Raw genomic sequence first — 24,703 nt, 5'->3', positions numbered from 1 at the left:
AAAAACTAAATGTCCAATCGATAGCATTTCACTACAAAATTCAATTTATTAAACTCTTTCGATCTGTCTCGTTTAAAACCGAGATATTCATATAAACGGATTGCTTTAGACATTTTATCGCTTGTATGTAAATAGATATGATTAGCACCAATTCCGCGTGCATATTTGATGCTCTCTTTCATCAATGCTTGTGCAATACCCTTCCCTCTTGCCGCCGGGCTAACAGCTAGCATACGAATGATAGGCGAGTCTATTTCTAAATCAGGTTTGTTATAAGCCGTTTCCGAGTTAGTAAATAACTGTAGTGTCCCCAAAATTTCTTCCCCATCTTTAGCAACTAAAATTTTTTCTACTTTCGGATTATTTACAGAAGAAGTCAAATCATACGCATAATTTAGCCAATCTTGTATGTTTGCATATGAATCCTTGTATTGTGAATAGCTTTCTACTAGTAAACGGCCAACTGCTTCTTTTTCTGTTTCCTGCACTACATCAATCGTTATCACACTTGTCATAGCAAAACCTCCATCTGTTTGTTTGCAATCTTGGGTTAAGCTACCCCACCCTTACTATATTGCTGTACTCTCTTTTCAATTAAATAATAAATACCTTCCATAATGATTGAGATTCCCCAATAGATTAATCCAGCAGCTATAAATGATTCTAAAAACTTTAAATTAGACGATGCAACGATATTAGCCATTCCGGTTAACTCCTTTTGAGAAACAAGGAAGGCAATGGAAGTAGTATGTAAAAACCCTACCGAGAGATTAGTAAAGTTTGGAATCGACTTAGCTAAAGCCTGTGGTAGTAAAATACGCCCCATAGCTTGAGGAGTACTCATACCAATGGAGTAAGCTGCTTCCATTTGACCTTTTGCAACACTGGAAATACCCGAGCGAATAATTTCCGATAAATACGCCCCTGCCGTAAGAGATAGTGCAAATATTACGTACAAGTAAATTGGAATTTTGTTTGTTTCAAATGGTAGGTTTAAAGAGTTAATAATACTATCTAGCACCATTGGAATACCAAAGTATATAAGCATAATATGCATAATCGCTGGTGTTCCTCGGAAAAAAGATACATATCCATTAGCAATCGAATATAGCCCTTTCACTTTGTACTCCCGTATTAATGTAACTACCAAACCTATAAAAAAACCTATTACGACCGGAATAATGGCTAGCATTAATGTTAGTGGAATAGCTTTCGCAATTTCTTTAAATGCCACCCAAATAAACGGAATATCAATTACCACAGATGCATACCTCCCTAAACTTTATTCATCAGAAGTCCTTCACTTCTACAAATAGTGGATTGAATGCTAAGATGCATGTAAATCAAGGGAGTCCCAAACTCTCTGATGATTCAAGTTATGCCTCCGGCGGATGTCGCAAATTTTGAAAGGAGTTAATTGCGTATGTGCAATTCATAATTTGGACGCTTTTATGCCGAGGCGTAAACGATTTATTAGGCAACTGAAGTATCTGTTCCCTGATATCGATTTGCATACTTTTCAAATACTTTAAATCCTTTTTCTAGTATTAATACAACCACATAATACACGACAGATAGTGCTATATATACTTCTAAAGCATGGGCAGTTGCAGCGATGATTGTTTCCCCTCTTCCCATCATATCCATCACACCAATCGTAAAAGCTAATGAAGTATCTTTCAATGAACCGATGACTGTATTAGCGATATTCGGAAAAGCAACTCGAATGGCCTGCGGGAATACAATACGTGTAAAGTTTTGAAAAGGGGTCATTCCAATCGAATAAGCCGCTTCCGTTTGCCCAAACTCTACTGCAGAAATCGCTCCTCGGAAAATCTCTGCAAATATAGCACCATTGCTTAATGAGTAGGTGATGATCACAAAGTATAGTGCGTCCATTCTAGAAATATCAATATTTATAATCGATAAGACAGCAGGTAGCCCATAAAAAACTAAAAATAATTGAATGATAATCGGTGTTCCTCTTATAAACGATATATAAATCGTTACTATTTGTTTTAATATTGGAATATGGAACAACTTTGGTATTGCTGCTGCTATACCAATAATTGTTCCTAAGAAAATAGATGCTACTAAAATTTCTAATGTTACACCAAGATATTTAACTAACGTTGGAATAAACTCCAAAATCAAAGAAGGATCAAATACTTTTCCCATACATTCCTCTCCCTTCCCTCTACCGGAGAAGGATTTAGAATTCTACCGAATAATCCGCTCCAAGCCATTCATTACTTAATGCACTTACTGTTCCATCCTCTTTCAATTCTGTTAATGCTTCATCAATACGTTTTTGAAGTGTTGTGTTTCCTTTTTGTAGTAAAAAGTAAACATTTGAATTGAGTAAAGTATCCCCTACAACTTTTTGTTGTGCGTCTGATTGTTCATTTAAAAAGTCTGCCGCAAATGGTGTTGAAATGGTTGCATCTACACGTCCAGTGCGAAGTTGATTAACGATGTCAGATGTACTAGAAGTATAAATAATCTCTGCACCAAGATTGTTTTCTTTATTATATTTTTCAATATATACTGCTGCGTTACTAGTAGCCGTAGTTGCTATCTTTTTTCCTGCTAGATCATCGATAGATTGGATGCTTTCATTATCTTGATGAACCGTAACTTTTAATGGGAAAACATTATAAGGCACTTCATTAAACAAGAACTTCTCTTGACGTTCTTCATTCACTTCCATTTGATGAGCAATAAAATCAATCTTATCTGTTTCTAAACTCAGCAATAAGTTAGAAAAATCCATCGTTTTGAATTCAAATTCATATTCTTCTAATTTCTCATCAATCGCACGTACTAACTCCACATCGTAACCAGTTAGATTACCGTCTTCATCTAGGAAACAAATATTAGGAAATTGCGTACCAGTACCAACAATAATCTTTTGTACATCTGATATGCCATCTGAAGTTTTAGAACTTGCTTCATTAGAAGAACAAGCCCCTAGTAAAGCGACTGCTAGGACTAATAAAAGTGTTAATACTTTCTTCAATATAAATCCTCTTTTCTTATTTGTTTAGTAGGTTTTATACAAAAAATTATACAAGAGCTGGTTCTAAAGCCGCCTTTAAGTGCTCTAAACCAACTTCAGTTACAGCTTTGTAGGTATTTCCTTCACCAATTTCAACGACAGGCACATGTCGAACACTATATTTAGTTTCTAAAATATCTCGAAACTCATCGTGATTCGTCACGTCTACTGTTTTATAAGCAATATTTTGCTCAGCTAAATATTCCTTCACTTCGTTGCAATAACTACATCCTTCTTTTGACCACACAACTACTGACAAATTTTGTGCCATGTTTTTTTCCTCCAATTTTATGCATGAATTGCTTGCTTCAATAGATTTTTCGGACTTAATAATTCAAAAGAGCGAAGTCGTTCTTTCGGATTCGGAATCGGTGTATGCAGTATAAATTCATCTACACCGTACACTTGATGAAACTCATCTAAAACTTCCTTCACTTGCTCTGGGGTTCCATAAATGATATTCGCATCATATTGTTTTACTTCATATGCTTCCCCTGACTCTTTTCCAAACTTTTCTGCTTGCTCTATTGTTTGTAAAGTTAGCGTACGACCACTTGCTAAATGAACTTTTATGATTTTTTGGTTACTCGCAAGTTTCTTCGCTTCCTCTTCGGTAGGAGCTGTTATCACTGTTACTGAAACGATAAACGTTCCATTCGGATAAATCTCCCGATACGTATTTGCCGCTTCCTTTAAGATATCGTTATCGCTATTTATAAAACGTGCAAAAGCAAAAGAAATTCCAAGATTTGCAGCTAGTTTTGCACTATTTGGGCTTGCGCCTAACAAATAGGTTTCTGGTTTTACAGGAGGTATTGGAGTTGCTTGAACACTAGCAAGCTCATGTGTTTCGGGAACATTATTATGTAGAAGCTGTTGCAAGAAAGCTAGCCTTCCTTCAAAATCTTCCCCTGTATTCGTTGTTCCATATTGCAATGCTTTTGTGGAAAGAGGCAATCCACCCGGAGCTTTTCCAATACCGAGATCTACTCTTCCAGGTTCAAGCGTGGATAGCACGTTAAAATTTTCTGCAACTTTATAGGGACTATAATGCTGTAGCATAACTCCACCAGAGCCTACTCGAATGCTTTTTGTTTTCGCTAACAGATAAGAAACTAGTACTTCTGGAGATGAACCGGCTACTGTATCTGAATTATGGTGTTCTGACACCCAAAATCGTTCATATCCCCATTCTTCTGCTTTCTGAGCCAAGTCTACTGTTTTTTGCAAAGTATCATAGTTAGATATACCTTCAACAACCGGACTTTGATCTAAAATCCCTAATTTATACACCATAAACTCTCCTCCACTTCCAAAATACCTCGTTTTTAAATTGAATACTCTAGCTCAGGTGTCATCCTTTTTAAAAATTGTTTTGTACGGTCTTCTTTAGGTGTTCTAAAAATATCGTTAGGAACGCCTTCTTCGACCACTACCCCACCATCCATGAAAATGACTCTATTAGACACTTCTCTCGCAAAATTCATTTCGTGCGTAACTATAATCATGGTGATACCTTCCCGAGAAATCTTCCGAATAACATCCAATACTTCTCCTACAAGTTCAGGGTCTAGCGCTGACGTTGGTTCATCAAAAAGAATGACTTCTGGATTTAAAGCCAATGCTCGTGCAATGCCTACTCGTTGCTGCTGTCCACCTGACAACTGAAGAGGATATGCATCTACCTTTTGCTCCAAGCCCACTTTTTTCAACATTTCAAGCGCAATTTCACGTGCTTCTTTCACATTCATTTTTTGAACAACTACTAATCCTTCCATCACATTTTGTAAAACTGTTTTGTGCTGAAATAGATTGTAACTTTGAAATACCATCGCCGATTTTCTTCGTAACTGATATACATCTTTTTTATGCACTTTTTTAGAATCGATTGTGACATCGTCTATCGTGATAGTACCTTCATCTGGTCTCTCTAAATAGTTAAGACAACGTAGTAGAGTCGTCTTTCCTGAACCACTTGGACCTAATATGGAAATGACGTCCCCTTTATCAATTTGTATATTTATGCCTTTTAGAACTTCATTTTTTCCGAACTTTTTATGAAGATTAGAAATGGAAATCATTTTATCCCTCTCTCTTAATGCATTAAACAAGTTGCTTAGCATATCGACTTTTCAAAAACGGAAGTCCTAAATTTCCTCTTAAAGTGTCTGCTTCATATTCTTCGCGGTATAATCCACGTTTTTGTAAGATTGGGACAACTTTGTCTACAAAATCGTCTAATGTGTGAGGCGCTTGTGTCGCAATGATAAAACCGTCTGCACCACGCTCTTCAAACCATTTTTGTACTAAATCTGCGATCTTTTCTGGCGTTCCTATAAATTCTGAACGTGGTGTCGCTTCTCTTAGTGCCACTTGACGAAGTGTAAGATTTTGGTCTTTTGCTTCGCGTTTAATACGATCTGTATGGCTTTGGAAGCTGTTTTTCCCTATGTCACCTAAATCAGGGAAGGCTTCATCTACCGGATATTGAGAAAAATCATGATGATCGAAGTAACGACCTAAGTATGCCAAAGCTCTATCAATAGAAACTAGATTAGCAATCTCTTCATATTTTTTTTCTGCTTCTTCTTCCGTATCACCAATAATTGGCGAAATGCCTGGGAAAATATTTAATTGATCCGGGTTACGTCCGAATTCGATAGCTTGTTGTTTCACATCTTCATAAAAACTTTTCGCAGATTCTAGTGTTGGATGCATAGTAAAAATAGCATCTGCTCCTTTTGCAGCAATTGTCTTTCCTGCTCCTGAAGATCCTGCTTGAAATACTACCGGCTGCCCTTGTTTAGAACGTCCAATATTTAATGGCCCTTGTACCGAGAAATATTCACCTTTGTGATTCAGATGATGTAATTTGGATGGATCGAAAAACACATCATTTTCTTTATCTCCCACAAATGCATCATCATCCCAAGAGTCCCAAAGACCTCTTGTTACATCTAAATACTCTTCGGCAATTTTATATCTTGTAGCATGATCGGGGTGCTCTTCAACTGTTTTATTGTAATTCAGTGCAGTGCTTTCTAAAGGTGTTGTCACTAAATTCCATCCTGCTCGGCCACCGCTAATATGATCGAGCGATGCAAATTGACGTGCAACAGTAAAAGGCTCACTGTAAGAAGTAGAGACAGTTCCAACTAAACCAATACGAGAAGTTACAGCAGCAAGCGCCGATAAAATAGTCAAAGGCTCAAAACGATTTAAGAAATGTGGAATGGACTTTTCATTAATAAATAATCCATCTGCGATAAATACCAAGTCAAACTTGCCTTCTTCTGCTTTTTGAGCTTGTTGTTTATAAAAATCCAAGCTTACACTCGCGTCTGTTTGCACTTCTGGATGTCTCCATCCTGATATATTACCGCCAACTCCGTGAATGATTGCGCCAAATCGAATCTTTCTTTTGTTCGTCATGTGAATTCCTCCCATTGATTAATTACGTCTCGGCGTAATTGCGTCCAGATTTTGAATTGCGGATACGCAATTAACTCCATTCAAAATCTGTGACATCCGCCGTAGGCTTACCTTGAATCAGCATTTATTTTGTACATGTATTCCTGCATTCCATCCTTCTACTACTAGAAGAGAAGTTCTTCTGATGATTCAAGTTAAACCTAGTTAACTGATACGATTAATATATATTTTATATTGAATCCTATGCTATCACTTTAAGTAGATGAATTGCAATACGTTTACTGATAGAAAAATTTATTGGATTGATAGAGAAAGTCTATTGGTACATTTGAAAGCTTTCAACAGTTTGAGCGATATCTCTCCATAATTGCCATTTTGCAACGTCTTGATTTGCATAAGTTAAAAAGACATGCTGCTTAATTTGAATTAAATGAGCAACATCGATTTCGATCAATTCCCCTCTTGCTAGTTCATTCTTTATGCATAGATAAGGTAAAAACCCAATCGCACACCGATTTTTAATAATAGATTTGGCCACTTCTAGATGATCTACTTGGAATTCAATTCTAGGTTCCACTTTTCCCACTTCAAACAATTTATGAATTCGATTCCAGTCAAAAGCGCCACACTCAAAAAATACCATTTGCTCTTCAGCTAATCGATTGGCTGTTATATTTTCTTCATATTGCAAAGGATGATCTGGATAAGCAACTAATCTAACGGAATTATCCAATAATTGTTGTTTTTGAAGTCCTTCATTATTTGTATCCTTTATAAAAGCTATATCTACTTGTTTTTGCAAAAGCTTTTCTATTAAAACATCATTTGGCGCTGCGATAAATTTAAAACGTAACTGCGGATTTGCTTGTTTCCATAATGGTAATGCAAAAGGAATAAAGTATTGTGAAGTAATAGTATTTGCCCCAATAACTACTTCTTCATGACCAGCTCTTTCCTTCATAATTTTTTTTCCTTCTTTATACGTTTGAATGATTTGTTCTGCATATGGTATAAATTCTCGTCCGTGCTCCGTAAGCAAAAGTCCCCTGCCTTGGCGAACAAATAATTCGGTATTCAATTCTCTTTCTAATGTTTTAATCCTTGCAGTCACTGTCGGTTGGGACAAAAACAATGCATCCGCTGCTTTATGAATGCTCTTTAACTGCACGACATACATAAACGCTTCCAAATGATCGATATTCATTTTCTATCCCTCTTTTCTTATCTATCATCATAATCAAATTATTCCAAGTGGTAAAGTATGTTTTTAAAATTCAAAAAAACTAAGCCATTAGTATGTGGCTTAGTTGTTACTTTTTTATTAGATATAATGGAAAGTTACCCTTTGTCTCTTTCTTTATTTGACCATTCTTAAAAAGTCTTGTTCTCCAACAATTTCAATCGGGTAGCCCTGTTCAATCAACGCTTCTACTTTTTGCATCTTCGTACTTTTAATACCTTGTACATATTTAAATAAATCCTGATCTCCCACGACTAAAAAGTTTGTTGTTGCATCTACTTGCCCTTTGCAAATAGCACCACAATTAGTTGCATATTGTGCGGCTATCGGCCTCGTCATGGCTACCATTTTTCCTGTGAATACAATATTCGCTCCATAAAATGGGTGCTTTGTATTCAGAGGTCCACTTTCTGCCATGATTGACTGCAAGAATGCATCACCAGAACTCTTTCTAGCACGCGGTGTTTTCTTATTTGCCAGGGCAGGACTTCCTAATTTAAGCTTATGCAAAACAGAAAGCTCTTGAATGGAGTTGGTTTGTGTTTTTTTCATCGCCTCTAGTGCAATTAAGGCGGAAGCTCGAGCATCTTCCAGTGCATCATGGTGCCTCAGGCTAATACTTAAATAATTTGCGACAGTGGAGAGTTTATGATTGTACAAATTTGGCCAAACCTTTTTCGCAATTCGATAGGAGCATCCATATTGAAAGTTCGGCTCAGACTCATGAATCCTTTTTAAAGAGTCTCGTAACACACCGATATCAAAGCTTGCATTATGCGCAATAATCGTTTCGTTGTCGATATACTGTTTAAAATTAGGCCAATACTCTTCAAATGTCGGTGCATCCTGTACCATATATTCCGTAATCCCATGAATTTTCGTATTATAATAATGAAATTCACTCAATGGGTTGATCAATGTATGCACTTCTTCTTCAATTTTCCCATTTTTCACTTTCACTATGCCGACCGAGCAAACACTGGAGCGTACACTATTTGCAGTCTCGAAGTCTATAGCCACGAAGTCCATCTTATCCCACCTTGCTTTGTTCATATACTTATTATCTCATAGATTATTAACTTAATAAAACCCCTTGCACTCATGCACAAGGGGAGAGGTTGTTACTCTTATTAATATAGTCTATTTCTATGCGGCATTTCATCTAGCTTTTCCTTTAATTGTCTTCTTTCTTCATATTGCTCGGGGGAAATCCGCCTTTCTCCACCTACTAAATAAGGATCGGTTGCAAATGTCTCTCCTCGTGCAAAACGATCTTGCGGCTCATCTAAGCGACCAATGGACGACTCGTCTGCAAATGTTAGCACATCTGTGTAGAGAACAATTGATCCTCTGGCCACTTCCCCAGCATAATAATCTGTTTCTTCTTCTGACAAATCAAGTCTCCGGAGCCCTTCTGTTATAGCATCTTCGCCAGTAAAGATGGATTTAAATTTATCGACAAACGTTCCAGCCTCATGAGTAGAAACTTCAGAATGACGATTTAACGTATACAGATGCGAACCTTCTTGAGATATTACATGTATATCACTGTCCGCATATCCTTGTTCTTGCAGGAGTTCCAACTTTTCATACATCTCTTCTTCTGAACGAGCTATTTCAATTCGTCGATTTGATTCAATGTCCATTGTATTTCCTCCTAGTTTTAGTCTTGCTAAGTTTATACCCTCCTTTTGTCCTAAAATAACCTTTCTAGTTAGTTTTTAATAATCCTGTAATATTAGAAACAAAAAAGAAGAGTGATAAAAAGCCACTCTTCTCACCCTCGAATATTTGCTTTGCGAAAGCCTTGCACTACATCAATCACAGCAAATACGATCCAGATTAATATAACTCCAACTTTTACAGGCGCTTGAAGTTCAAAAGTAAAGTGGAATAAATGCTCCAGATACTTATAGAACTCTATGTTGATCAAATTATTTTCATTAAATATAATGATAAACACGACTGTAGAAACGACCGTTCGTACAGTATTCATAATGGCTACTTTTGTAGTCCATTGTGCAGCCATAAATTTATAAAAAACAAAAGCAACTTCTAAGAGTAATGCAAATAAAACAATCAACCAATAGGAATATAGTACATCCTGATTGAAAGTAGGGACTACTAACTGAAGCTTTCCTTGAACCTTTTCATAAACACCAATTAAATGAACGGCATTGAAATAAACAGCTACAAAGATTGCAATCCATAGCAGACTACCAAATATATCGACTTTAGAAATTTTCTTTTCTTTCTTAATGTACGGTATACCTTTCAAGTCATCTGGTGTCCATTCTTTCCAGTTGGGGGTAAGCGGTGTTTTATCTTTCAAAGCATCCGTACGCTCCAAAATAGCAAAAACCAATGTAGTCCAGAAAAATGTCTGAATCAGCGAGCTAATCATTCCCCATATACCATGCCCTACAATAGTAAGAATTGTACCAAGTATAGCTTCTTCTCCATTATAAGACATAATATTTTCCGTAATAACAACGATTAATGCGAGCATCGCCACTATTGGTATAATCATTTTCAATAAAGTTACATACATATCAAAGTATCTTGGTCCTATCAAATGCATCGGACGATCCGCATATCCACTTGCTAGCAATGCTGGATTCCCTAAACTTGCAAGAGCCCCTTTCGCTTCTTTCTCCGAGTAATTATCGGGAAGCATATCCTCAATAGTTGACCTTAGTTCAAGCGCAATGTCCTCCCGATTCTTTTCAGGAATTCTGCGTATTACTTCCTGTATATAAATATCAATCAGGTGCATTTTCCACATCTCCTTTCAATAAAGTTTGAAGTTCCATTGTTGTTTTCTCCCATTCGTCTTGTAACTGTTCCAAAATTTCTATTCCATATTCACTTAATACGTAGTATTTCCTCGGTCTACTTTCCGTTGTATCCCAGCTGCTTTCAACTAGCTCTTGTTTTTCTAAACGTCGAAGCAAAGGATATAACGTGCTTTGATCAATCGAAACGCCAGACTTTTCTAGGAGTTGAACTAAAGAATAACCATATTGAGGGGTTCTAAGCTGACTCAAAACCGCAAGTGTCAACGTTCCTCTCCGTAATTCTGTTATCAATGAATTTAGTAATTTACTCATTTTCCACCTCACTTACTTATACTATATGTCGTACACTATATTTATACTATGTATAATACACTATTATTTTATTTACAGCAATATTTTTTATACATTAGAAAAGCGCAAGCACCTCAAGTAGAGGAATATAGTTAAGTGCGCCATACCGTGCGTGTCAGGATGCAACTTAGCCACCGCAAGTGACTTTGTTCGTGACGAGCTTTACGCAGGTGAAAAGTGGTGGGGTTAGATTGATATGGAGGATCTCCGATAATGCACAAAATAGGGAGACTGCGCGATAGTTATCGGCGTCAATCCAAATAAAGTTTTATGAAAAATGGTTGCTCTCAAGAGTAATTTGGTTGCTCTCACTAGTTATTTGATTGCTCTTATGCTGATTTGGTTGCTTTTAATGATTGGTTGGTTGCCCTTAGCCATTAATTGGATAACAATGCAGGGAGACACTACAAGTTATGAGGAAACTGCGTGCTATTATCGGCGTCTCACTCCAGGTAAACTTGTTTAATGAAAACTGGTTGCTTTGAGGGGTAATTTGGTTGCTTTCAGACTAGTACTAGTTGCTCTCAACAGTTGTTTGGTTGCTCTCAGACTAGTACTAGTTGCTTTCGACAGGTGTTTGGTTGCCCTTATCCATTTATTGTAGATACTTATTCTACAACCACTTAATTGGAGGGATTTAGTGCGGCGGCGTGAGACTCATGCGGGAAAACGAGGCAGACGAGACCCTGCAGTCGCACACGGAAAGCGAAGCGTCGCCGCGCTAAATCCAAGCGGCCACTTTCTTCAACTCTCTACCGCGCAGTTTCTTAACCAACAAAAAAAGTCGTGAATTTAATCACGACTCTGTTTCCTTTATTTATTTATGATCTGAAAATTCTTGATCGTCTCCATCCGAAAATTCAATTTCTAAATCAAATTCTGTATATTCCTCTACTCCAAATGCTTTAGAAACCTTTTCAATCACTTCTTCTTTACTCATATCTTTCGTTAGAGCTAGATCTTTGAAAATCGGTTCCAATTCAGCATATGCTTCATCACCTGTCAAATTCTTGGATTCCAATTTATTTTCGTATTCAGCTTCCGTTTCAGATACATCCATATCAAACGAGGCATCAATTGCATCTTTTTGATCTGCTGTATCTATATCTAAATCGAAGGATTGAAATCCAAACTCATTTTGCATATCACTATTCGTCGGTGCATCTGTTACTTCCTCTTTATCCCCACATGCCCCGAGTAATAGAGCCGTTGATAGCAATGCACTTCCAATAATCGAATACTTTTTAGTTTTCATACTAATTCTCCTCACTAATTGCGTAATTAAACCTTTAGATTAGTTATCTCCATTATTTATCACGGATAAACATTGAATATGGTTACTTACCCGGGATAGCGTTTTTCACTTGATGATGTTGACTTCGTATTGTCTTTATCTTTTTCATCTTTTACTTGTTCATTTAATTCTTCTACTGGAATTGGATCCACGTTTTTCATCTGTTCATCTCTATCGAAAATACTTTCTTTTTCTGTGTTCACCAAATCAGGGTTATCTAATATACGACCAGCAATATCCTGTTTTTCGCGATCTTCAGTTGGTTTCTTTGTCATATGAATCTCTCCCTTGATTGTTTTTATTTGTTTATCCTATTTTAAAAATGCTAAACATAAAAAAGAGAGTGTGGGAATGATGAAGCTTCCCACACTCTCTTTTTAGACAGCTATTCAGTTTACTTAGAGCTAGTCCAGTTTTTATAATACAGATTCAAATCATTATAGTATTTGTTCAATGAAGAAGTGGATACCTCAAATGATTCTGCAATTTCTTTAATAGTCATATCTAGCGGTTCAAAAAAGCCATTTTCCTGACCGAACCTAATAGCACCTGCTGAAATCGCAACTTCTTTACGTGCATTCGGTTGTTGTTCGACTAAATAATCTTCCACTATTTCTAAAAGTTTTTGATAGTCTCTATTATTTTTCTCGAGAAAATCTATCGCTACTTGAAGTACTCCCGCTTCAAAGTGCGTATATTCTCCACCTTCGTACCCATTTTCTCCAAGTAAAGTCCACAAGATCGTGGCCTTTTCTTTCATAAATGTCGGAGCTGATAACTTATCCTGAGCTTCGAATTGGCTAACAAAATCGGCAAATACGTTTTTGTGATCTGTCGGGAAGAAGATTAAGCTAGAAATAGCTAAATAATGATTTTCTTTCGATGTTCCATCCGGCAAGATGAAACAATACATATGTACACCAACCGGCACTGGTTTCTCGCCTTCGCGTCTTAATCGAACCGTTTCTTTCGTCAAAATATGCGTTACAGTCATATAATGATCATCTACATCTATTACTTCACCAACGAACACACGTGGTTCATTCCACTGTTTGATTGCGTTCAATGTAGATGGACGTACGATTTTCTTTCGTTGTTTTTCTAGATAGTTTGTCCATATTTCTGGCTTGTGATGGAAGAAAAACTCATCCAGTACGATGGCTTCAATCATTTCCATATCCAAGTATTGCTTTAACGAGTCATTCCACTTTTCCACAAGTTCCTGGAATGCAGGTACGTCTTTTCGTTCCGGATATTCATCATAAAATGTTTGTAAAATACGTTCTAGTTCTTCCGTTTGTACCTCTTCTATCGTAATGGTCTCTTTTGACTCACAACATTTTTTATATTTTTTTCCGCTACCACATGGGCATGGATCATTCCGTCCTACCATTAAAACACGTCCTTCAATTAGTTAAAAATTTGCTGAAGTCTAAGTTTATCATGTTTTACGCGAAATATTAAGGTACGAACGACTTGGGACATACTTCCAAGGAAGTTGCTACCTTTCAATTTAATTTCCGTTTCATGGATATTCCAACTAAACCCCCATTTTTTCCAACTAAACCTCTAATTTTTCCAACTAAATGCGTTAAAATTCCAACTAAACTATTCAATATTCCAACTAACGAAAAAAGTGCTCTTAAGTCAATGACTTGAAGAGCACTTTTCAAAGCAATATTAAATAGAAGTCCATCCACCGTCTACTTTTAACGTTTCGCCTGTTACAAAATTAGCTAGATTAGAAGCTAAATATAGAACTGCTCCCGATACATCTTCCGGTTTGGATAGCCCTTCTAATAGAATACGGTTGTCCACGTCCTTTTTAAACGCTTCGTCCGCAAACATTTTTTCCGTAAACTCAGTTTCCACAAATGTTGGTGCTACTGCATTCACTTTAATACCTAGCTTCGCCCATTCAACAGCTAAAGCTTTCGTCATTTGAACGAGCCCACCTTTGCTTGAACAATACGCAGCACGATTATAATAGCCAACAAACGCCATTTGAGAAGCTATATTAATAATTTTACCGCTTTTTTGAGCAAGCATATATTTTGCAGCTGCTTGACTAGCAAAAAATGCTGATTTTAGATTCAAATCGAGCACAGTATCCCAATCTTCTTCCGTTACTTCCATTGCCGGCTTCGCAATATTTACTCCAGCATTATTCACTAGTACATCTACCGTTCCAAATGTTGCAGCTGCTTGATCGATTAAATCCTTTACAACAGCAATATCGCTCATATCTCCTTGTACAGCAATACAATTTTCATTGAATGCATGTAATTCGCTGAGTGTTTCGTTCAAAGCTGTCTCACTTCGTCCGGAAATAACTACATTGGCATTCAATTTAGCAAAAGTGAGTGCAATATCTTTTCCAATCCCTTTACTTCCACCGGTAACGATTATTGTTTTATTTGCTAATTCAGAGAAAAAAGGTTGCATTATTTTTCCTCATTTCTTTTTAAATCATTTTTTAAGAAATGAATAAGCGTTTGCTCACGCTCCGCATTTTTCTGCTCGGAGAACTCGGCATCCCAAGTATAAAATCCTTCCCCGTTTTTATCTCCCAATTTATTCTCTTCTACAAGTTTGGAAAGTACGGTGCCTGACTTCTGATCCATACTTAAATCTTCAAATAAATAATTCGAAATCGCCGAAAATACATCGAGCCCACCCATATCGGCCGTCATTAATGGACCTGTTACTGGCAAACGGCGACCAATACTATAAGTGACCGCTGCATCAATATCTTCTTTTGTTGCAACGCCTGCATCTAGTAAAGACTGCGCTTCACGGAACAAAGCATATTGTAATCGGTTTCCGATAAATCCTGGTATCTCTTTGTTTAGTAATATCGGCTGTTTATTCATATCTTTGATCACTTGCATTGCTCGCTCTACTGTTTGTTCATCCGTTTTTTCGCTTTTTACGATTTCTACTAAAGGAATTAAGTGTGCCGGGTTCCAAAAATGAGTGACAACAAAACGATTTGGATATTGCATCTCTTCTGCTAGTAAGCTGGGTTTAAATCCAGAAGTATTACTTGCAATAACTACCTCTTCGCTTATCATACTTTCCATTTGTTTATACATTTCTTTTTTCATGTCCAACACTTCTGGAATAACTTCAAAGATAAAAGTAGAACCCGCAATCGTTTCTTCTAATGAAGTGGACAACACTATTTTCTCTCTAATCTGTTTAGCAGTTGCTTCATCAAAGACATCGTTATCTGTCATGACTTTTAATTTATTCTGTAAGCCCTTATCAGCATTTTCCAAGTCTTTTTCATTAATTCCATAAACCTTTACAGATTGTCCTGCCCAAGCAGCAGACAGTGCAATCGAATGCCCCATTGTTCCACAGCCGATAATTGATACGTTTTCCATATACTCCACTTCCCCTTTATGTTTTTATGTACAACGATATATACCCAACAACCTTATTTGAGAACAGTTTGTTGGGCATATATGAATCTTTTAAATTCCTAAACCTAGTGAGAATAATGCAATAGCTAAAACAACACCTATTGCCGCTACAATTACCGTTACCGCAGCTAACGCAGGATATGCATCTTTGTGCGTTTCACCACAAATTGAACGAATGGTAGTTACAACATATCCACCTTGTGGCAAGTGATCTAGTGATCCTGACGAAATTGCCACTGTTCTGTGCAACGCTTCTGCATTAACACCTAAATCTAAATAATGCGGTGCTAAAAGTGGTAATGCAATTGTTTGTCCACCTGAAGATGATCCAGTAAGACCTGCAATAACCCCTACCGCCACTGCTCCACCAATAAGTGGACTTCCAGGAATATCCGTTACGAAGTTAACAGCCGTTGTAAATGCAGGCGTTGCTTTTACTACCCCACCAAATCCAACAACCGCAGCCGTGTTTGTAATCGCTACAATAGCTCCTAATGCTCCTTCACCAAATGCTTTTCCAATATTCTGGAAGTACTTTCTGTTAATCAGATAAGTTGCGATAACACCGCCAGTTAAAGCGATGATTAAAGCAGAAGTTCCAAGTGAGTTGTGGAAGAAAAACGAAATTGCTAAAACAACTAATAGAGGAACCATACTTAACAGCGGATCAGGTAGTTCAGTACGAGCTTCTGCAGTAGGATCTGTATCTCTGCCTATAAATCTTTCTCCTTTTGCAACTGCTTTGGAAATCATTTTCTTCAGCCACCAATAACCAAAGACCATCATAAATACAGCAACGATAATACTTACTTCCCATCCAGCATATGGAGTAGTCCCTAAATATTGAATAGGAATCCAGTTTTGAATTTCTGGTGAACCTGCTGAAGTCATAGTGAACGTCGTAGAACCGAAAGCAAGTGCCGCTGGTATAAAGCGTCTCGGCAGATCTGCTTGTCTAAACAAACTGATAGCCATTGGATAAACAGAGAATGCTACAACGAACAAACTTACCCCACCGTAAGTTAATACAGCACAGGCGATAACAATCGCTAATACCGCACGTTTCATACCAATTTTGCTAACAATCCATTTAGAAACACTGTCAGCTGCGCCGCTATCTTCCATTACTTTACCGAAAATAGCGCCCGTCAAGAACATTAAATACCAAGATCCGATAAATCCAGTAAATCCTGACATATAGTTTGTTAAAAAGTTTGCAGCTCCTTCTTCCGCAAGCTGCGGAAAAAGTGGTAAGCCATTTAATATCCCTACTAACAATGCCGTGAGCGGGGCTGCAATAAGAAGGTTCATCCCCTTCATCGTTAAATAAATAAGTAGCGCAAGGCCACCAAATAACCCAATCATACCTAACATGATATTTCCCCCAATAACCCTCTATGAATTATTTATTTCCGTATCTTCTTACGCGTAGTAATGCTTGTTCAGCATGTCCTGCGAAGTTTTCTAATTGACATAAACGAGCTGCATATTCCCCAATGTAAGCACTAGCTTCAGGTGTAACTTTTTGATATGTAACGGTTTTGATAAATTTACCTACCCATAGACCGCCTGTGTAACGTGCTGCACCTTTTGTTGGTAATGTATGGTTCGTTCCAATTACTTTATCTCCGTAAGCTACATTTGTTTCAGGTCCTAAGAATAGGCAACCATAGTTTGTCATATTTTCAAGGAAGTAATTTGGATCTTCCGTTAAAATTTCAACGTGTTCAAATGCTAGACGATCTGCTTCAATTCGAGCTTCTTCAATAGAATCTACTAATAGAATTTGACCGTAATCTTCCCAAGAAACGCGTGCAACATCCGCTGTTGGAAGTGTTTCTAATTGGCGTTCAATTTCTTTCACTGTTTCTTCTGCTAATTTTTCAGAAGTTGTGATAAGCGCTCCTGGAGAAGTTGGACCGTGCTCTCCTTGACCAAGAATATCCGTTGCAACCATTTCAGCATCTGCAGTATGGTCTGCAACTACTAATGTTTCTGTAGGACCAGCAAATAAGTCGATTCCGACACGACCGTATAGTTGACGTTTTGCTTCTGCAACGAAAGCATTCCCAGGTCCAACAATCATATCTACTGATTCGATTGTTTCAGTACCGATCGCCATTGCAGCCATCGCTTGAATTCCACCTAAAAGGTAAATTTCATCTGCCCCAGCTAAAGACATAGCAGCGATTGTAGCATGTGGAATTTCTCCATTAATCGGTGGTGTACAAGCGATTACACGCTTAACACCTGCTACTTTAGCAGTTAAAACACTCATATGTGCAGAAGCAACCATTGGGTAACGACCGCCCGGAATATAACAGCCTACACTGTTTACTGGAATATTTTTATGCCCTAAAATTACACCAGGGATATTTTCAACTTCTACGTCATTCATAGAAGCAAGTTGAGCTTCTGCAAATTCACGAATATTTTTTTGTGCGAATTTAATATCTTCTATTACTTCTTCTGGAACTTGAGAAACTATTTCATTTATTTGAGATTCAGATAGACGAAATGATTCTGGTGACCATTTATCGAATTTCTCAGATAATTCACGAACTGCTTGATCTCCTCTTACTTCAACGTCTTTCAATGCCTCTGATACTATTTGAGAAACCTTTAAATCATTCGCACTAACTTCTTCTTGAGATTTACCTGCTTTTAATACTTTGACCATTATTTATTCCTCCCTTTGATTGTAAACGCATACATTTTCGTTTTGCATACGTATGCAAAACACCCTTACGAGTAGATTATTCTAAATTCAATGACAAGTCAATAAAATTATGTAGTTTTTCGCTCAATTAATGCTCCATTGACTTCAATACTCTCCGTATACCCAGAGAATTCAACCATTTCGGCCATCAAATAATTTACAGTTTGTTCAACCATTTTAGTAATTGGCTGCTCCCATGTAGTTAAATTGTATGTGGGCCAAGAAGCCATATCGATATTATCAAACCCTACTACTTTTGTTTCTATTGGGATTTTTATAGAATTTTCTCGTAAAGCATCTACTACACCAAGAGCCATAATATCATTTGCCACAAAAATCCCTTCTGGTACTTTCTTTTCTGCAATTATTTTTTGCGCCGTTTTATAGCCACCTTCATATGTATAATCTGAAGTGTATTTGTTAAGTACCACATTATTCTTTTCAATTATTGAGGTGAACCCTTTTTCTCTATCCCTACTCGTAGATGTATTTGCATTCCCTGCAATATAGGCTACATCCGAACAACCCTTTTCAATTAAATACCCCGCAATTTTTTTACTTGCATTTAAGTTATTACAACAAACCGAATAAAATTGCTCATTATCAATTTTGCGGTTAAAAAGGACAAGTGGAACCTGGTTCTTTTTAAAATCTTCGGTTACATTCAACGACAAAGAAGCATCCGTAATAATTACTCCGGCAACATTATAATTCCTCAACATGTCGATATCTTCTTTCTGTATTTCATCATTGTTTGTAGATACAAACAAAATACTATAACCTAGTTTTTTAAAGGCTGCTGTAAATTGCTTTAAAACTTCTGGATAGAAAGGATTTTGAATTCCTTTCATCACCAGCCCAATAATCTTTGTGCGGTTCGTAATGAGACTTCTTGCAAATTCATTTGGCCTATACCCTAATTCTTTTGCAGCTGCTAATACTTTCTCACGAGTTTTGTTAGACACTGAAGCCCCTTCAAAGTAAACCCTTGACACAGACGATTGAGAAACACCCGCAAGCTTTGCAACATCCTTTGCCGTAACATAATACTTCAAAATTCTCACTACCTTTTTCAAATATATTATTAAGACTATACTATGTATCACTCACTTTTGAAATAGATTATTTTTGTAATTTTCAAACCGAATTAAAGCAATTCAAACAAAATAAAAATTTACTATATTTTATGTTTTGTATTATTTACTGTATTAGTGTATTACTTTACAATAATAGTGAAGATAACAATAATTCCCGCCCATATTCAATTTTCTATACAAATTAATAGATTTAAATACCTAATAAAAACAAACCAAAAAAGATACAAAGTTACTACGAAACGGAAAGGGTGGAAAAAATGGAATACAATTTTGATAGTCATACTTTTTATCAATCTTTATTTGAATTCAATCCAGATATTGTATATTTTGTAGATGCATCAGGACGCCTAGAAAGAATGAACGATGTGTTTTTCCAAAAGCTTGGATTTAATAATAATTATGAAATAAGCTCCATTGACTCACTGCTCCCTTTAAATTATGACCAGATGCATAAAGAGGCATTCCACAAAGTACTTTCCGGTACTCCTCAAAATATGAATATGAAATTCATACATAAAATGGGACATTTATTGGACATCAATTTAACAATGATACCTGCTTATTTAGACGGGGCTATCCAAGGTGTCTTTGGAATAGCAAAAGATGTAACGGATCATATGAAAGCACTACAGTTAAATACCTACTTAGCAAATTACGATCCCCTAACCGGCTTACCAAATAGGAAACTATTTCAAGAAAAGCTCGAACAAGCGATTATCGTTGGAAATACGTTAAACCGAAAAGTAGCCGTAATGTATTTAGACTTAGACCGCTTCAAATATATTAACGACACACTCGGTCATACACTTGGAGATAATTTACTTATACAGATTGCAACTAGACTAAAGCAATGCCTCAGTGAAAACGCAATTATAGCTCGCCTTGGGGGAGATGAATTTGGTATTCTGTTAACGGACTTTTATACCCACCAAGCAGAAGAGCGTTCGAAAAAAATTATTGAATCACTGGATAAACCATTTCTAGTCGAGAATTATAATCTTTTTATAACGACGAGTATTGGAATAAGTATTTATCCCAATGATGGAGAAAACCCGCTTACATTAATGAAAAATGCCGATTCAGCATTATATAAAGCAAAAGAATTAGGAAAAAACAATTTCCAAGTATATTCCTCTTCTTTAAACGCTCAAACGTTTAAAATTTTTTCTTTAGAGTCCAGTCTTCGACATGCAATAGAACGGGAACAATTAGAACTATACTATCAACCCAAAGTTTGCCCTAAAACCTTTGAAATCGTTGGTGCTGAGGCGCTCATTCGTTGGAATCATCCAGAATGGGGACTTGTATCACCCGATGAATTTATACCATTAGCCGAAGAGACGGGATTTATTGTTGAAATTGGAGATTGGGTGAAACGAACTGCTTGCATTCAAATGAAATTATGGCAAGAATCCGACTTACCTAAAATTCCGATTTCCGTTAATCTGTCGGCAAATCGTTTTTTAGAAAAAAGCTTAATCTCCAATGTCAAACAAATACTAGAGGAGACAAAATTGGAGTCCAAATACTTGGAAATAGAGATTACCGAGTCATCTATACTAGAGAATGAAAAAGTCGTGTTCTCAGTACTTGAAGAATTGAAGCTTCTAGGTATTAAAGTAGCACTAGACGATTTTGGTACAGGTTACTCTTCCCTCTCTACCTTGAAAAGATTTAAGGGGTTAATAGACATTCTTAAAATCGATCGCACATTTATTCATGATTTAACTTCTTTTGAAACCGACGATTCCAATTTCATCACTAACACTATTATTCAATTAGCACAGCAATTAGATATGGAAGTTGTGGCTGAAGGTGTAGAAACTACTGATCAACTGAAAGTTTTAAACAATTATAACTGTAATTCCATTCAAGGGTATTTGTTTTCTAAACCAGTCCCTGCAACAAAATTTGAGAAACTATTGAGTAAAGGGAAATTGATACCAGAAGAAATGAAAACTAAAGAAGAGAAATTGACAAACAACGCTAAAGGTTTCGAAATAATATTAGAAAACCCTTTAAAAGCAACAATGACTCTAACGCAAATTCGTGGAAATAAAGTGGAATTAGGGACAATAGATGTTCTAATAGAGGAAGCTTGTACAAAAAGATTAACATTTTTATCAGATATTAAATTAGCAGTCAATCATGCGATTATCTTAAAGTTAAAAACAAAGATTCTAAATAAAAACGTAAAGTTTATTGGTTCGATTGTTTCAATAGCAGAGCCTAAACCTCACCTATATCAATATGTTTTGGAATATAAAATGGACGAAACCGAGTTAGTAAATATCACAAAGACTTTAGATGAATTTGGCACTCTTCAAAAACCATCCCTCCTCTCGCAATGCAATTTTATACAAGTGGACCGATATGCATTTTTTAATAAAGATTAGTAATGAAGCCATCCTTTCCAAACAAAAGGATGGCTTCTAGCTACTTATATGGAAAACATGGACTTTACTTTTACCAAATTTACGTATACGTATTATTGAGTTAAACTAATTTTTCGACAATACTCTATATGCCTCATCTTTTAACACCAACGATTGTAATAAACTTACAATCAACTGCATCACAGCTTCGTCGTAATCAGGAGTTAATATGTACCAATAGTTCGCGTCACGTACAAACGCTAACTTCTCTTCTTTATTTGCAGAATATAAAAAAGACTGCATTCTCTCAATTTCTTTTTCTCCAACGTTTCGATCTTTTGCAAATGAAAAACTACGACCGCTATTACTGCCAATTATCCCGAGCCCATCTAATGTCGCTATGGACACTTTCTTTTTTCGCTCCATTTTTGCTTGCTCCAAATAATCTAAAACATCCACAGATTTTGCGTTGAACGTTTGTTGTAGTCGTTTAAATATGAGTGTGCGCTCTATTTGTAAAACATTAGATAGATCGCTAGCATTTTCTCGAATTATTTCGTTCATCTCGTCTTTATCTTGTACAGTACAAAATTGTTCTAACATCTCCACATAGGGCACTGAAACTACTAAATTCATAAACTCTTCAAAGTTTTTTGCTACATATCTAACAGGTGGATCATTTGTTGGTGAAACACATACAATTGGAGCATCCTTCAGTTCAAGCACTTCATGGAAGTCGGTTAAAAAACCAAAATGAATTCCATTTCCACCTGTTGATGCAAAGGGAATTAAGTCTGGTGGAGTTATAGAGTAGTAATAAAAATAATCATCAATTGGTATTAATCCAATAGTAGCAAGAGATAACCCTTCCTTCTGTAAATCTATTTCAAGCTGAATCAGTCGATATACTTCTTTAGGTATACTATAGGAACCGTAAATTTCTTTTAATTCATTTACCATAAGCTATCACTCCTCCTGCTTTCTAAAAAACAAGGAACCTCCTACTAAAAATACTCCACTGAAAAGAAAAATTCCTATCATTCCTATAGAACCACCAATTACTCCAAAAAGGGTTGGTGCGATTAACTGAGAAAAACGGTTCGTAGCAATTCGAAGTCCTAATACCTCCCCTGTTCGATCAGGAGGGGATGCATTATAGGTAGTCGTCATGGAAATAGGTTGTCCACAGCCTAAACCGAGGCCCATTACAATTGCAAATAAAGCAATCAAGTATACTGAATGACTGAATGGCAACAAGAGAAACGCTATTCCAGCTACTAATATGGACATAAACAGCACCGTATCTCGCTTGTATGCATCTAGCAGCTTCGGCAGTATAAAGCGTACAAACATCGTAGCAAGCCCTTGTAATGCGATGATCCACCCAATTGCAGAAGTGGATAAATGCATTTGCTTTCCTAACAAAGGGAAATATGCGACAAAGATATCTTTCGAATATAACACCAGTGCACTTGAAAATAATGCTTTTCTCACAAGTGGATTTTCAAATAGCTTGAAAGAATCCACTAATTTACTAGGAGGTCTGCTGACTTTTTCTGCAGCCTTTGGAATTCTAAATGAAAATACAATAGAAATAACACCAATAACTATACAAAAAACGTATACTACTTGAAACGAAATGTGTTCGGATAAATAACCACCAACAAGAGGCCCAACAACAGCTCCCAAAGCAACACACAAACTAAACATACTAAAAAAATAATCTCTATTTTTAGGGGTAGATTGGTGCCCTAGCTGATTCTGCAGAGCAATAGGTATACAAATATTGGCTAGCCCTAATAACAATTGACTGGCAAATAACGACCAGACGGCTGAGTAAAGAGTGGGAATAATCATTCCAGCTATAGAAACTACAAAACCAAAAATAATTGGCATGCGATTCCCAAATTTATCAATTATTTTACCAGCATGAATAGAAAAAATCAGTGGCAAAAATGCAAACGATGAGGTTAAGATACCTATCATAAAAATAGAAGCTCCCAATTCATCAGCTGATAACGTAATAACTGGTCTCGTTGCATTAATAATGGTTTGAAATAAAAAAATAAGTAATAATATTCCTCGTAAATTCATATATATCCCTGCCTATGTTCTTATAAATCTTATTATACTAATTTATGGGATTAGAAGAATGAATTTTTTGGCATGAAATTCATTAATCTTTTAAAAACAAAAACCATTACTCAATTCACTAAGTAATGGCTTTGAAAATTATTCTTGATTGTATTCATCAATAATATTAGAAAGTAGTGTTGCGCTAGTCTCTGGATTTGTACTTCCAGTAATAAAACTTCCGACAATAATAACCTCCACTCCTGCTTTTAGCAAGCTAGGCGCGATTTCATCATTTACTCCACCAGCAACTGCAATCTGAATATCATCCAAACCTTCCACAAGTTGTAATAATGTAGACGTCGCAAGTTGTCCGTCCTGTTGCATGTCTTTTCCGACATGTAAACAGAAAAGCCGGGCCCCAAGTGAGTGAATTTCTCTTACTCGCTCCACACTTTCTATACCGAGCAAATCAATCATTACTTCTCCACTTTTCTCAGCGGCAACTTCCAAGCATTGTTTTATTGTGGCATTTGGAGAAAAGCCCATAACCGTCGTGATATTAGCACCTGAGTTGAAAGCCTGTAAACTTTCATGTCTTCCAGCATCACATGTTTTCATGTCAGCAACAATTGTTTTATCAGGAAAACGGTCTCGCATTTTACGGACAACGTTCATCCCATATTCTTTTATAACACCAGTACCAATTTCAATCCAGTGGATATAATCCTTTGTTTGTTCAACAAGTTTTATACATTCTTCTATCGTCATACGATCTAAAGCCAATTGAATTTTCACATTACTCATTCGACACCTCTATACCCTAAAATCCAGCCGT

At 36.6% G+C, this 24,703-nt stretch carries 25 protein-coding genes; 1 reads left to right on the top strand and 24 read right to left on the bottom strand.

Features of this window, described 5'->3' with window-relative positions; translation table 11 throughout:
* Positions 1–5: 5 nt before the first annotated feature.
* The 21 genes from ACIP9W_RS05680 to ACIP9W_RS05580 form a co-directional block, all read right to left on the bottom strand.
* Positions 6–515, bottom strand: coding sequence for a GNAT family N-acetyltransferase (locus ACIP9W_RS05680; RefSeq protein ID WP_400786979.1), 510 nt, complete (start codon positions 513–515; stop codon positions 6–8).
* Positions 516–550: 35 nt separating this feature from the next.
* Positions 551–1,261, bottom strand: coding sequence for an amino acid ABC transporter permease (locus tag ACIP9W_RS05675; RefSeq protein ID WP_400786977.1), 711 nt, complete (start codon positions 1,259–1,261; stop codon positions 551–553).
* A gap of 212 nt (positions 1,262–1,473) precedes the next feature.
* A complete protein-coding gene (locus tag ACIP9W_RS05670; protein WP_400786974.1) occupies positions 1,474–2,178 on the bottom strand; it encodes an amino acid ABC transporter permease in 705 nt (234 codons plus the stop codon).
* Positions 2,179–2,212: 34 nt separating this feature from the next.
* Positions 2,213–3,019: a transporter substrate-binding domain-containing protein gene (locus tag ACIP9W_RS05665; RefSeq protein WP_400786972.1), complete on the bottom strand. Its 807-nt coding sequence runs from the start codon at positions 3,017–3,019 to the stop codon at positions 2,213–2,215.
* A 46-nt stretch (positions 3,020–3,065) separates the two neighbouring features.
* Positions 3,066–3,329 (bottom strand): glutaredoxin family protein, encoded by a 264-nt coding sequence (locus ACIP9W_RS05660; protein WP_400786970.1) that lies wholly within the window; start codon positions 3,327–3,329, stop codon positions 3,066–3,068.
* Positions 3,330–3,346: 17 nt separating this feature from the next.
* Complete coding sequence (locus ACIP9W_RS05655; protein ID WP_400786968.1) at positions 3,347–4,354, bottom strand: LLM class flavin-dependent oxidoreductase; 1,008 nt, start codon at positions 4,352–4,354, stop codon at positions 3,347–3,349.
* A gap of 32 nt (positions 4,355–4,386) precedes the next feature.
* Positions 4,387–5,139, bottom strand: a complete 753-nt coding sequence (locus ACIP9W_RS05650) for an amino acid ABC transporter ATP-binding protein (RefSeq protein ID WP_400786966.1) — start codon at positions 5,137–5,139, stop codon at positions 4,387–4,389.
* 22 nt (positions 5,140–5,161) lie between these two features.
* Positions 5,162–6,490 (bottom strand): LLM class flavin-dependent oxidoreductase, encoded by a 1,329-nt coding sequence (locus tag ACIP9W_RS05645; RefSeq protein WP_400786963.1) that lies wholly within the window; start codon positions 6,488–6,490, stop codon positions 5,162–5,164.
* A 316-nt stretch (positions 6,491–6,806) separates the two neighbouring features.
* Positions 6,807–7,694 carry a LysR family transcriptional regulator gene (locus ACIP9W_RS05640; protein ID WP_400786960.1) on the bottom strand — a complete coding sequence of 296 codons (888 nt, stop codon included), beginning with the start codon at positions 7,692–7,694 and terminating at the stop codon, positions 6,807–6,809.
* A 153-nt stretch (positions 7,695–7,847) separates the two neighbouring features.
* A complete protein-coding gene (locus ACIP9W_RS05635) occupies positions 7,848–8,759 on the bottom strand; it encodes an exonuclease domain-containing protein (protein ID WP_400786958.1) in 912 nt (303 codons plus the stop codon).
* A gap of 101 nt (positions 8,760–8,860) precedes the next feature.
* Complete coding sequence (locus tag ACIP9W_RS05630; protein WP_400786956.1) at positions 8,861–9,376, bottom strand: general stress protein; 516 nt, start codon at positions 9,374–9,376, stop codon at positions 8,861–8,863.
* A 131-nt stretch (positions 9,377–9,507) separates the two neighbouring features.
* On the bottom strand, positions 9,508–10,506 hold the full coding sequence (locus ACIP9W_RS05625) for a hypothetical protein (protein WP_400786953.1): 999 nt from the start codon (positions 10,504–10,506) through the stop codon (positions 9,508–9,510).
* The gene (locus ACIP9W_RS05620) at positions 10,493–10,840 is read right to left on the bottom strand and encodes a PadR family transcriptional regulator (protein ID WP_400786951.1); all 348 of its coding nucleotides are present in this window, start codon (positions 10,838–10,840) and stop codon (positions 10,493–10,495) included. The genes ACIP9W_RS05625 and ACIP9W_RS05620 overlap by 14 nt, the downstream gene beginning before the upstream one ends.
* 856 nt (positions 10,841–11,696) lie before the next feature.
* Positions 11,697–12,134, bottom strand: coding sequence for a YusW family protein (locus ACIP9W_RS05615; RefSeq protein WP_400786949.1), 438 nt, complete (start codon positions 12,132–12,134; stop codon positions 11,697–11,699).
* Between the two features lie 86 nt (positions 12,135–12,220).
* Positions 12,221–12,448 (bottom strand): hypothetical protein, encoded by a 228-nt coding sequence (locus ACIP9W_RS05610; protein WP_400786947.1) that lies wholly within the window; start codon positions 12,446–12,448, stop codon positions 12,221–12,223.
* Positions 12,449–12,567: 119 nt separating this feature from the next.
* Positions 12,568–13,566: a YecA family protein gene (locus ACIP9W_RS05605; RefSeq protein ID WP_400786944.1), complete on the bottom strand. Its 999-nt coding sequence runs from the start codon at positions 13,564–13,566 to the stop codon at positions 12,568–12,570.
* Between the two features lie 287 nt (positions 13,567–13,853).
* Positions 13,854–14,618, bottom strand: coding sequence for an SDR family NAD(P)-dependent oxidoreductase (locus ACIP9W_RS05600; protein WP_400786942.1), 765 nt, complete (start codon positions 14,616–14,618; stop codon positions 13,854–13,856).
* Positions 14,618–15,562, bottom strand: coding sequence for a 3-hydroxyacyl-CoA dehydrogenase family protein (locus ACIP9W_RS05595; RefSeq protein WP_400786941.1), 945 nt, complete (start codon positions 15,560–15,562; stop codon positions 14,618–14,620). The genes ACIP9W_RS05600 and ACIP9W_RS05595 overlap by 1 nt, the downstream gene beginning before the upstream one ends.
* A gap of 90 nt (positions 15,563–15,652) precedes the next feature.
* The gene (locus ACIP9W_RS05590; RefSeq protein WP_400786940.1) at positions 15,653–16,975 is read right to left on the bottom strand and encodes a GntP family permease; all 1,323 of its coding nucleotides are present in this window, start codon (positions 16,973–16,975) and stop codon (positions 15,653–15,655) included.
* A gap of 28 nt (positions 16,976–17,003) precedes the next feature.
* The gene (gene hisD / locus ACIP9W_RS05585; RefSeq protein ID WP_400786939.1) at positions 17,004–18,281 is read right to left on the bottom strand and encodes a histidinol dehydrogenase; all 1,278 of its coding nucleotides are present in this window, start codon (positions 18,279–18,281) and stop codon (positions 17,004–17,006) included.
* 107 nt (positions 18,282–18,388) lie between these two features.
* Positions 18,389–19,375: a LacI family DNA-binding transcriptional regulator gene (locus ACIP9W_RS05580; RefSeq protein WP_400786937.1), complete on the bottom strand. Its 987-nt coding sequence runs from the start codon at positions 19,373–19,375 to the stop codon at positions 18,389–18,391.
* Positions 19,376–19,674: 299 nt separating this feature from the next.
* On the opposite strand from ACIP9W_RS05580, the gene ACIP9W_RS05575 reads away from it, so the two are divergent.
* The gene (locus tag ACIP9W_RS05575) at positions 19,675–21,813 is read left to right on the top strand and encodes a sensor domain-containing protein (protein ID WP_400786935.1); all 2,139 of its coding nucleotides are present in this window, start codon (positions 19,675–19,677) and stop codon (positions 21,811–21,813) included.
* Between the two features lie 105 nt (positions 21,814–21,918).
* On the opposite strand, the gene ACIP9W_RS05570 is transcribed toward ACIP9W_RS05575, so the two are convergent.
* The 3 genes from ACIP9W_RS05570 to hxlA all read right to left on the bottom strand — a co-directional run bounded on the left by ACIP9W_RS05570 (position 21,919) and on the right by hxlA (position 24,672).
* Positions 21,919–22,752: an SMI1/KNR4 family protein gene (locus ACIP9W_RS05570; RefSeq protein ID WP_400786934.1), complete on the bottom strand. Its 834-nt coding sequence runs from the start codon at positions 22,750–22,752 to the stop codon at positions 21,919–21,921.
* A 6-nt stretch (positions 22,753–22,758) separates the two neighbouring features.
* Positions 22,759–23,886, bottom strand: coding sequence for an MFS transporter (locus tag ACIP9W_RS05565; RefSeq protein ID WP_400786933.1), 1,128 nt, complete (start codon positions 23,884–23,886; stop codon positions 22,759–22,761).
* A 138-nt stretch (positions 23,887–24,024) separates the two neighbouring features.
* Positions 24,025–24,672, bottom strand: a complete 648-nt coding sequence (hxlA, locus tag ACIP9W_RS05560) for a 3-hexulose-6-phosphate synthase (RefSeq protein WP_400786931.1) — start codon at positions 24,670–24,672, stop codon at positions 24,025–24,027.
* Positions 24,673–24,703: the final 31 nt, after the last annotated feature.

The sequence above is a fragment of the Psychrobacillus sp. NPDC093180 genome (assembly GCF_044754065.1).
GTDB lineage: Bacteria > Bacillota > Bacilli > Bacillales_A > Planococcaceae > Psychrobacillus.
Note: the sequence above shows the minus strand (reverse complement) of the source record. Positions and strands in the feature narration are given on the sequence as shown.

Bases quoted from the DNA above. Each gene is read 5' to 3' on its own strand.
- ACIP9W_RS05615 (WP_400786949.1), bottom strand. From the start codon at position 12,134: ATGAAAACTAAAAAGTATTCGATTATTGGAAGTGCATTGCTATCAACG.
- ACIP9W_RS05640 (WP_400786960.1), bottom strand. From the start codon at position 7,694: ATGAATATCGATCATTTGGAAGCGTTTATGTATGTCGTGCAGTTAAAG.
- ACIP9W_RS05680 (WP_400786979.1), bottom strand. From the start codon at position 515: ATGACAAGTGTGATAACGATTGATGTAGTGCAGGAAACAGAAAAAGAA.
- ACIP9W_RS05625 (WP_400786953.1), bottom strand. From the start codon at position 10,506: ATGCACCTGATTGATATTTATATACAGGAAGTAATACGCAGAATTCCT.
- hisD (WP_400786939.1), bottom strand. From the start codon at position 18,281: ATGGTCAAAGTATTAAAAGCAGGTAAATCTCAAGAAGAAGTTAGTGCG.
- ACIP9W_RS05660 (WP_400786970.1), bottom strand. From the start codon at position 3,329: ATGGCACAAAATTTGTCAGTAGTTGTGTGGTCAAAAGAAGGATGTAGT.
- ACIP9W_RS05595 (WP_400786941.1), bottom strand. From the start codon at position 15,562: ATGGAAAACGTATCAATTATCGGCTGTGGAACAATGGGGCATTCGATT.
- ACIP9W_RS05655 (WP_400786968.1), bottom strand. From the start codon at position 4,354: ATGGTGTATAAATTAGGGATTTTAGATCAAAGTCCGGTTGTTGAAGGT.
- ACIP9W_RS05620 (WP_400786951.1), bottom strand. From the start codon at position 10,840: ATGAGTAAATTACTAAATTCATTGATAACAGAATTACGGAGAGGAACG.
- ACIP9W_RS05600 (WP_400786942.1), bottom strand. From the start codon at position 14,618: ATGCAACCTTTTTTCTCTGAATTAGCAAATAAAACAATAATCGTTACC.
- ACIP9W_RS05575 (WP_400786935.1), top strand. From the start codon at position 19,675: ATGGAATACAATTTTGATAGTCATACTTTTTATCAATCTTTATTTGAA.
- ACIP9W_RS05645 (WP_400786963.1), bottom strand. From the start codon at position 6,490: ATGACGAACAAAAGAAAGATTCGATTTGGCGCAATCATTCACGGAGTT.
- ACIP9W_RS05650 (WP_400786966.1), bottom strand. From the start codon at position 5,139: ATGATTTCCATTTCTAATCTTCATAAAAAGTTCGGAAAAAATGAAGTT.
- ACIP9W_RS05590 (WP_400786940.1), bottom strand. From the start codon at position 16,975: ATGTTAGGTATGATTGGGTTATTTGGTGGCCTTGCGCTACTTATTTAT.
- ACIP9W_RS05565 (WP_400786933.1), bottom strand. From the start codon at position 23,886: ATGAATTTACGAGGAATATTATTACTTATTTTTTTATTTCAAACCATT.
- ACIP9W_RS05635 (WP_400786958.1), bottom strand. From the start codon at position 8,759: ATGGACTTCGTGGCTATAGACTTCGAGACTGCAAATAGTGTACGCTCC.
- ACIP9W_RS05670 (WP_400786974.1), bottom strand. From the start codon at position 2,178: ATGGGAAAAGTATTTGATCCTTCTTTGATTTTGGAGTTTATTCCAACG.
- ACIP9W_RS05630 (WP_400786956.1), bottom strand. From the start codon at position 9,376: ATGGACATTGAATCAAATCGACGAATTGAAATAGCTCGTTCAGAAGAA.
- ACIP9W_RS05610 (WP_400786947.1), bottom strand. From the start codon at position 12,448: ATGACAAAGAAACCAACTGAAGATCGCGAAAAACAGGATATTGCTGGT.
- ACIP9W_RS05570 (WP_400786934.1), bottom strand. From the start codon at position 22,752: ATGGTAAATGAATTAAAAGAAATTTACGGTTCCTATAGTATACCTAAA.
- ACIP9W_RS05605 (WP_400786944.1), bottom strand. From the start codon at position 13,566: ATGGTAGGACGGAATGATCCATGCCCATGTGGTAGCGGAAAAAAATAT.
- hxlA (WP_400786931.1), bottom strand. From the start codon at position 24,672: ATGAGTAATGTGAAAATTCAATTGGCTTTAGATCGTATGACGATAGAA.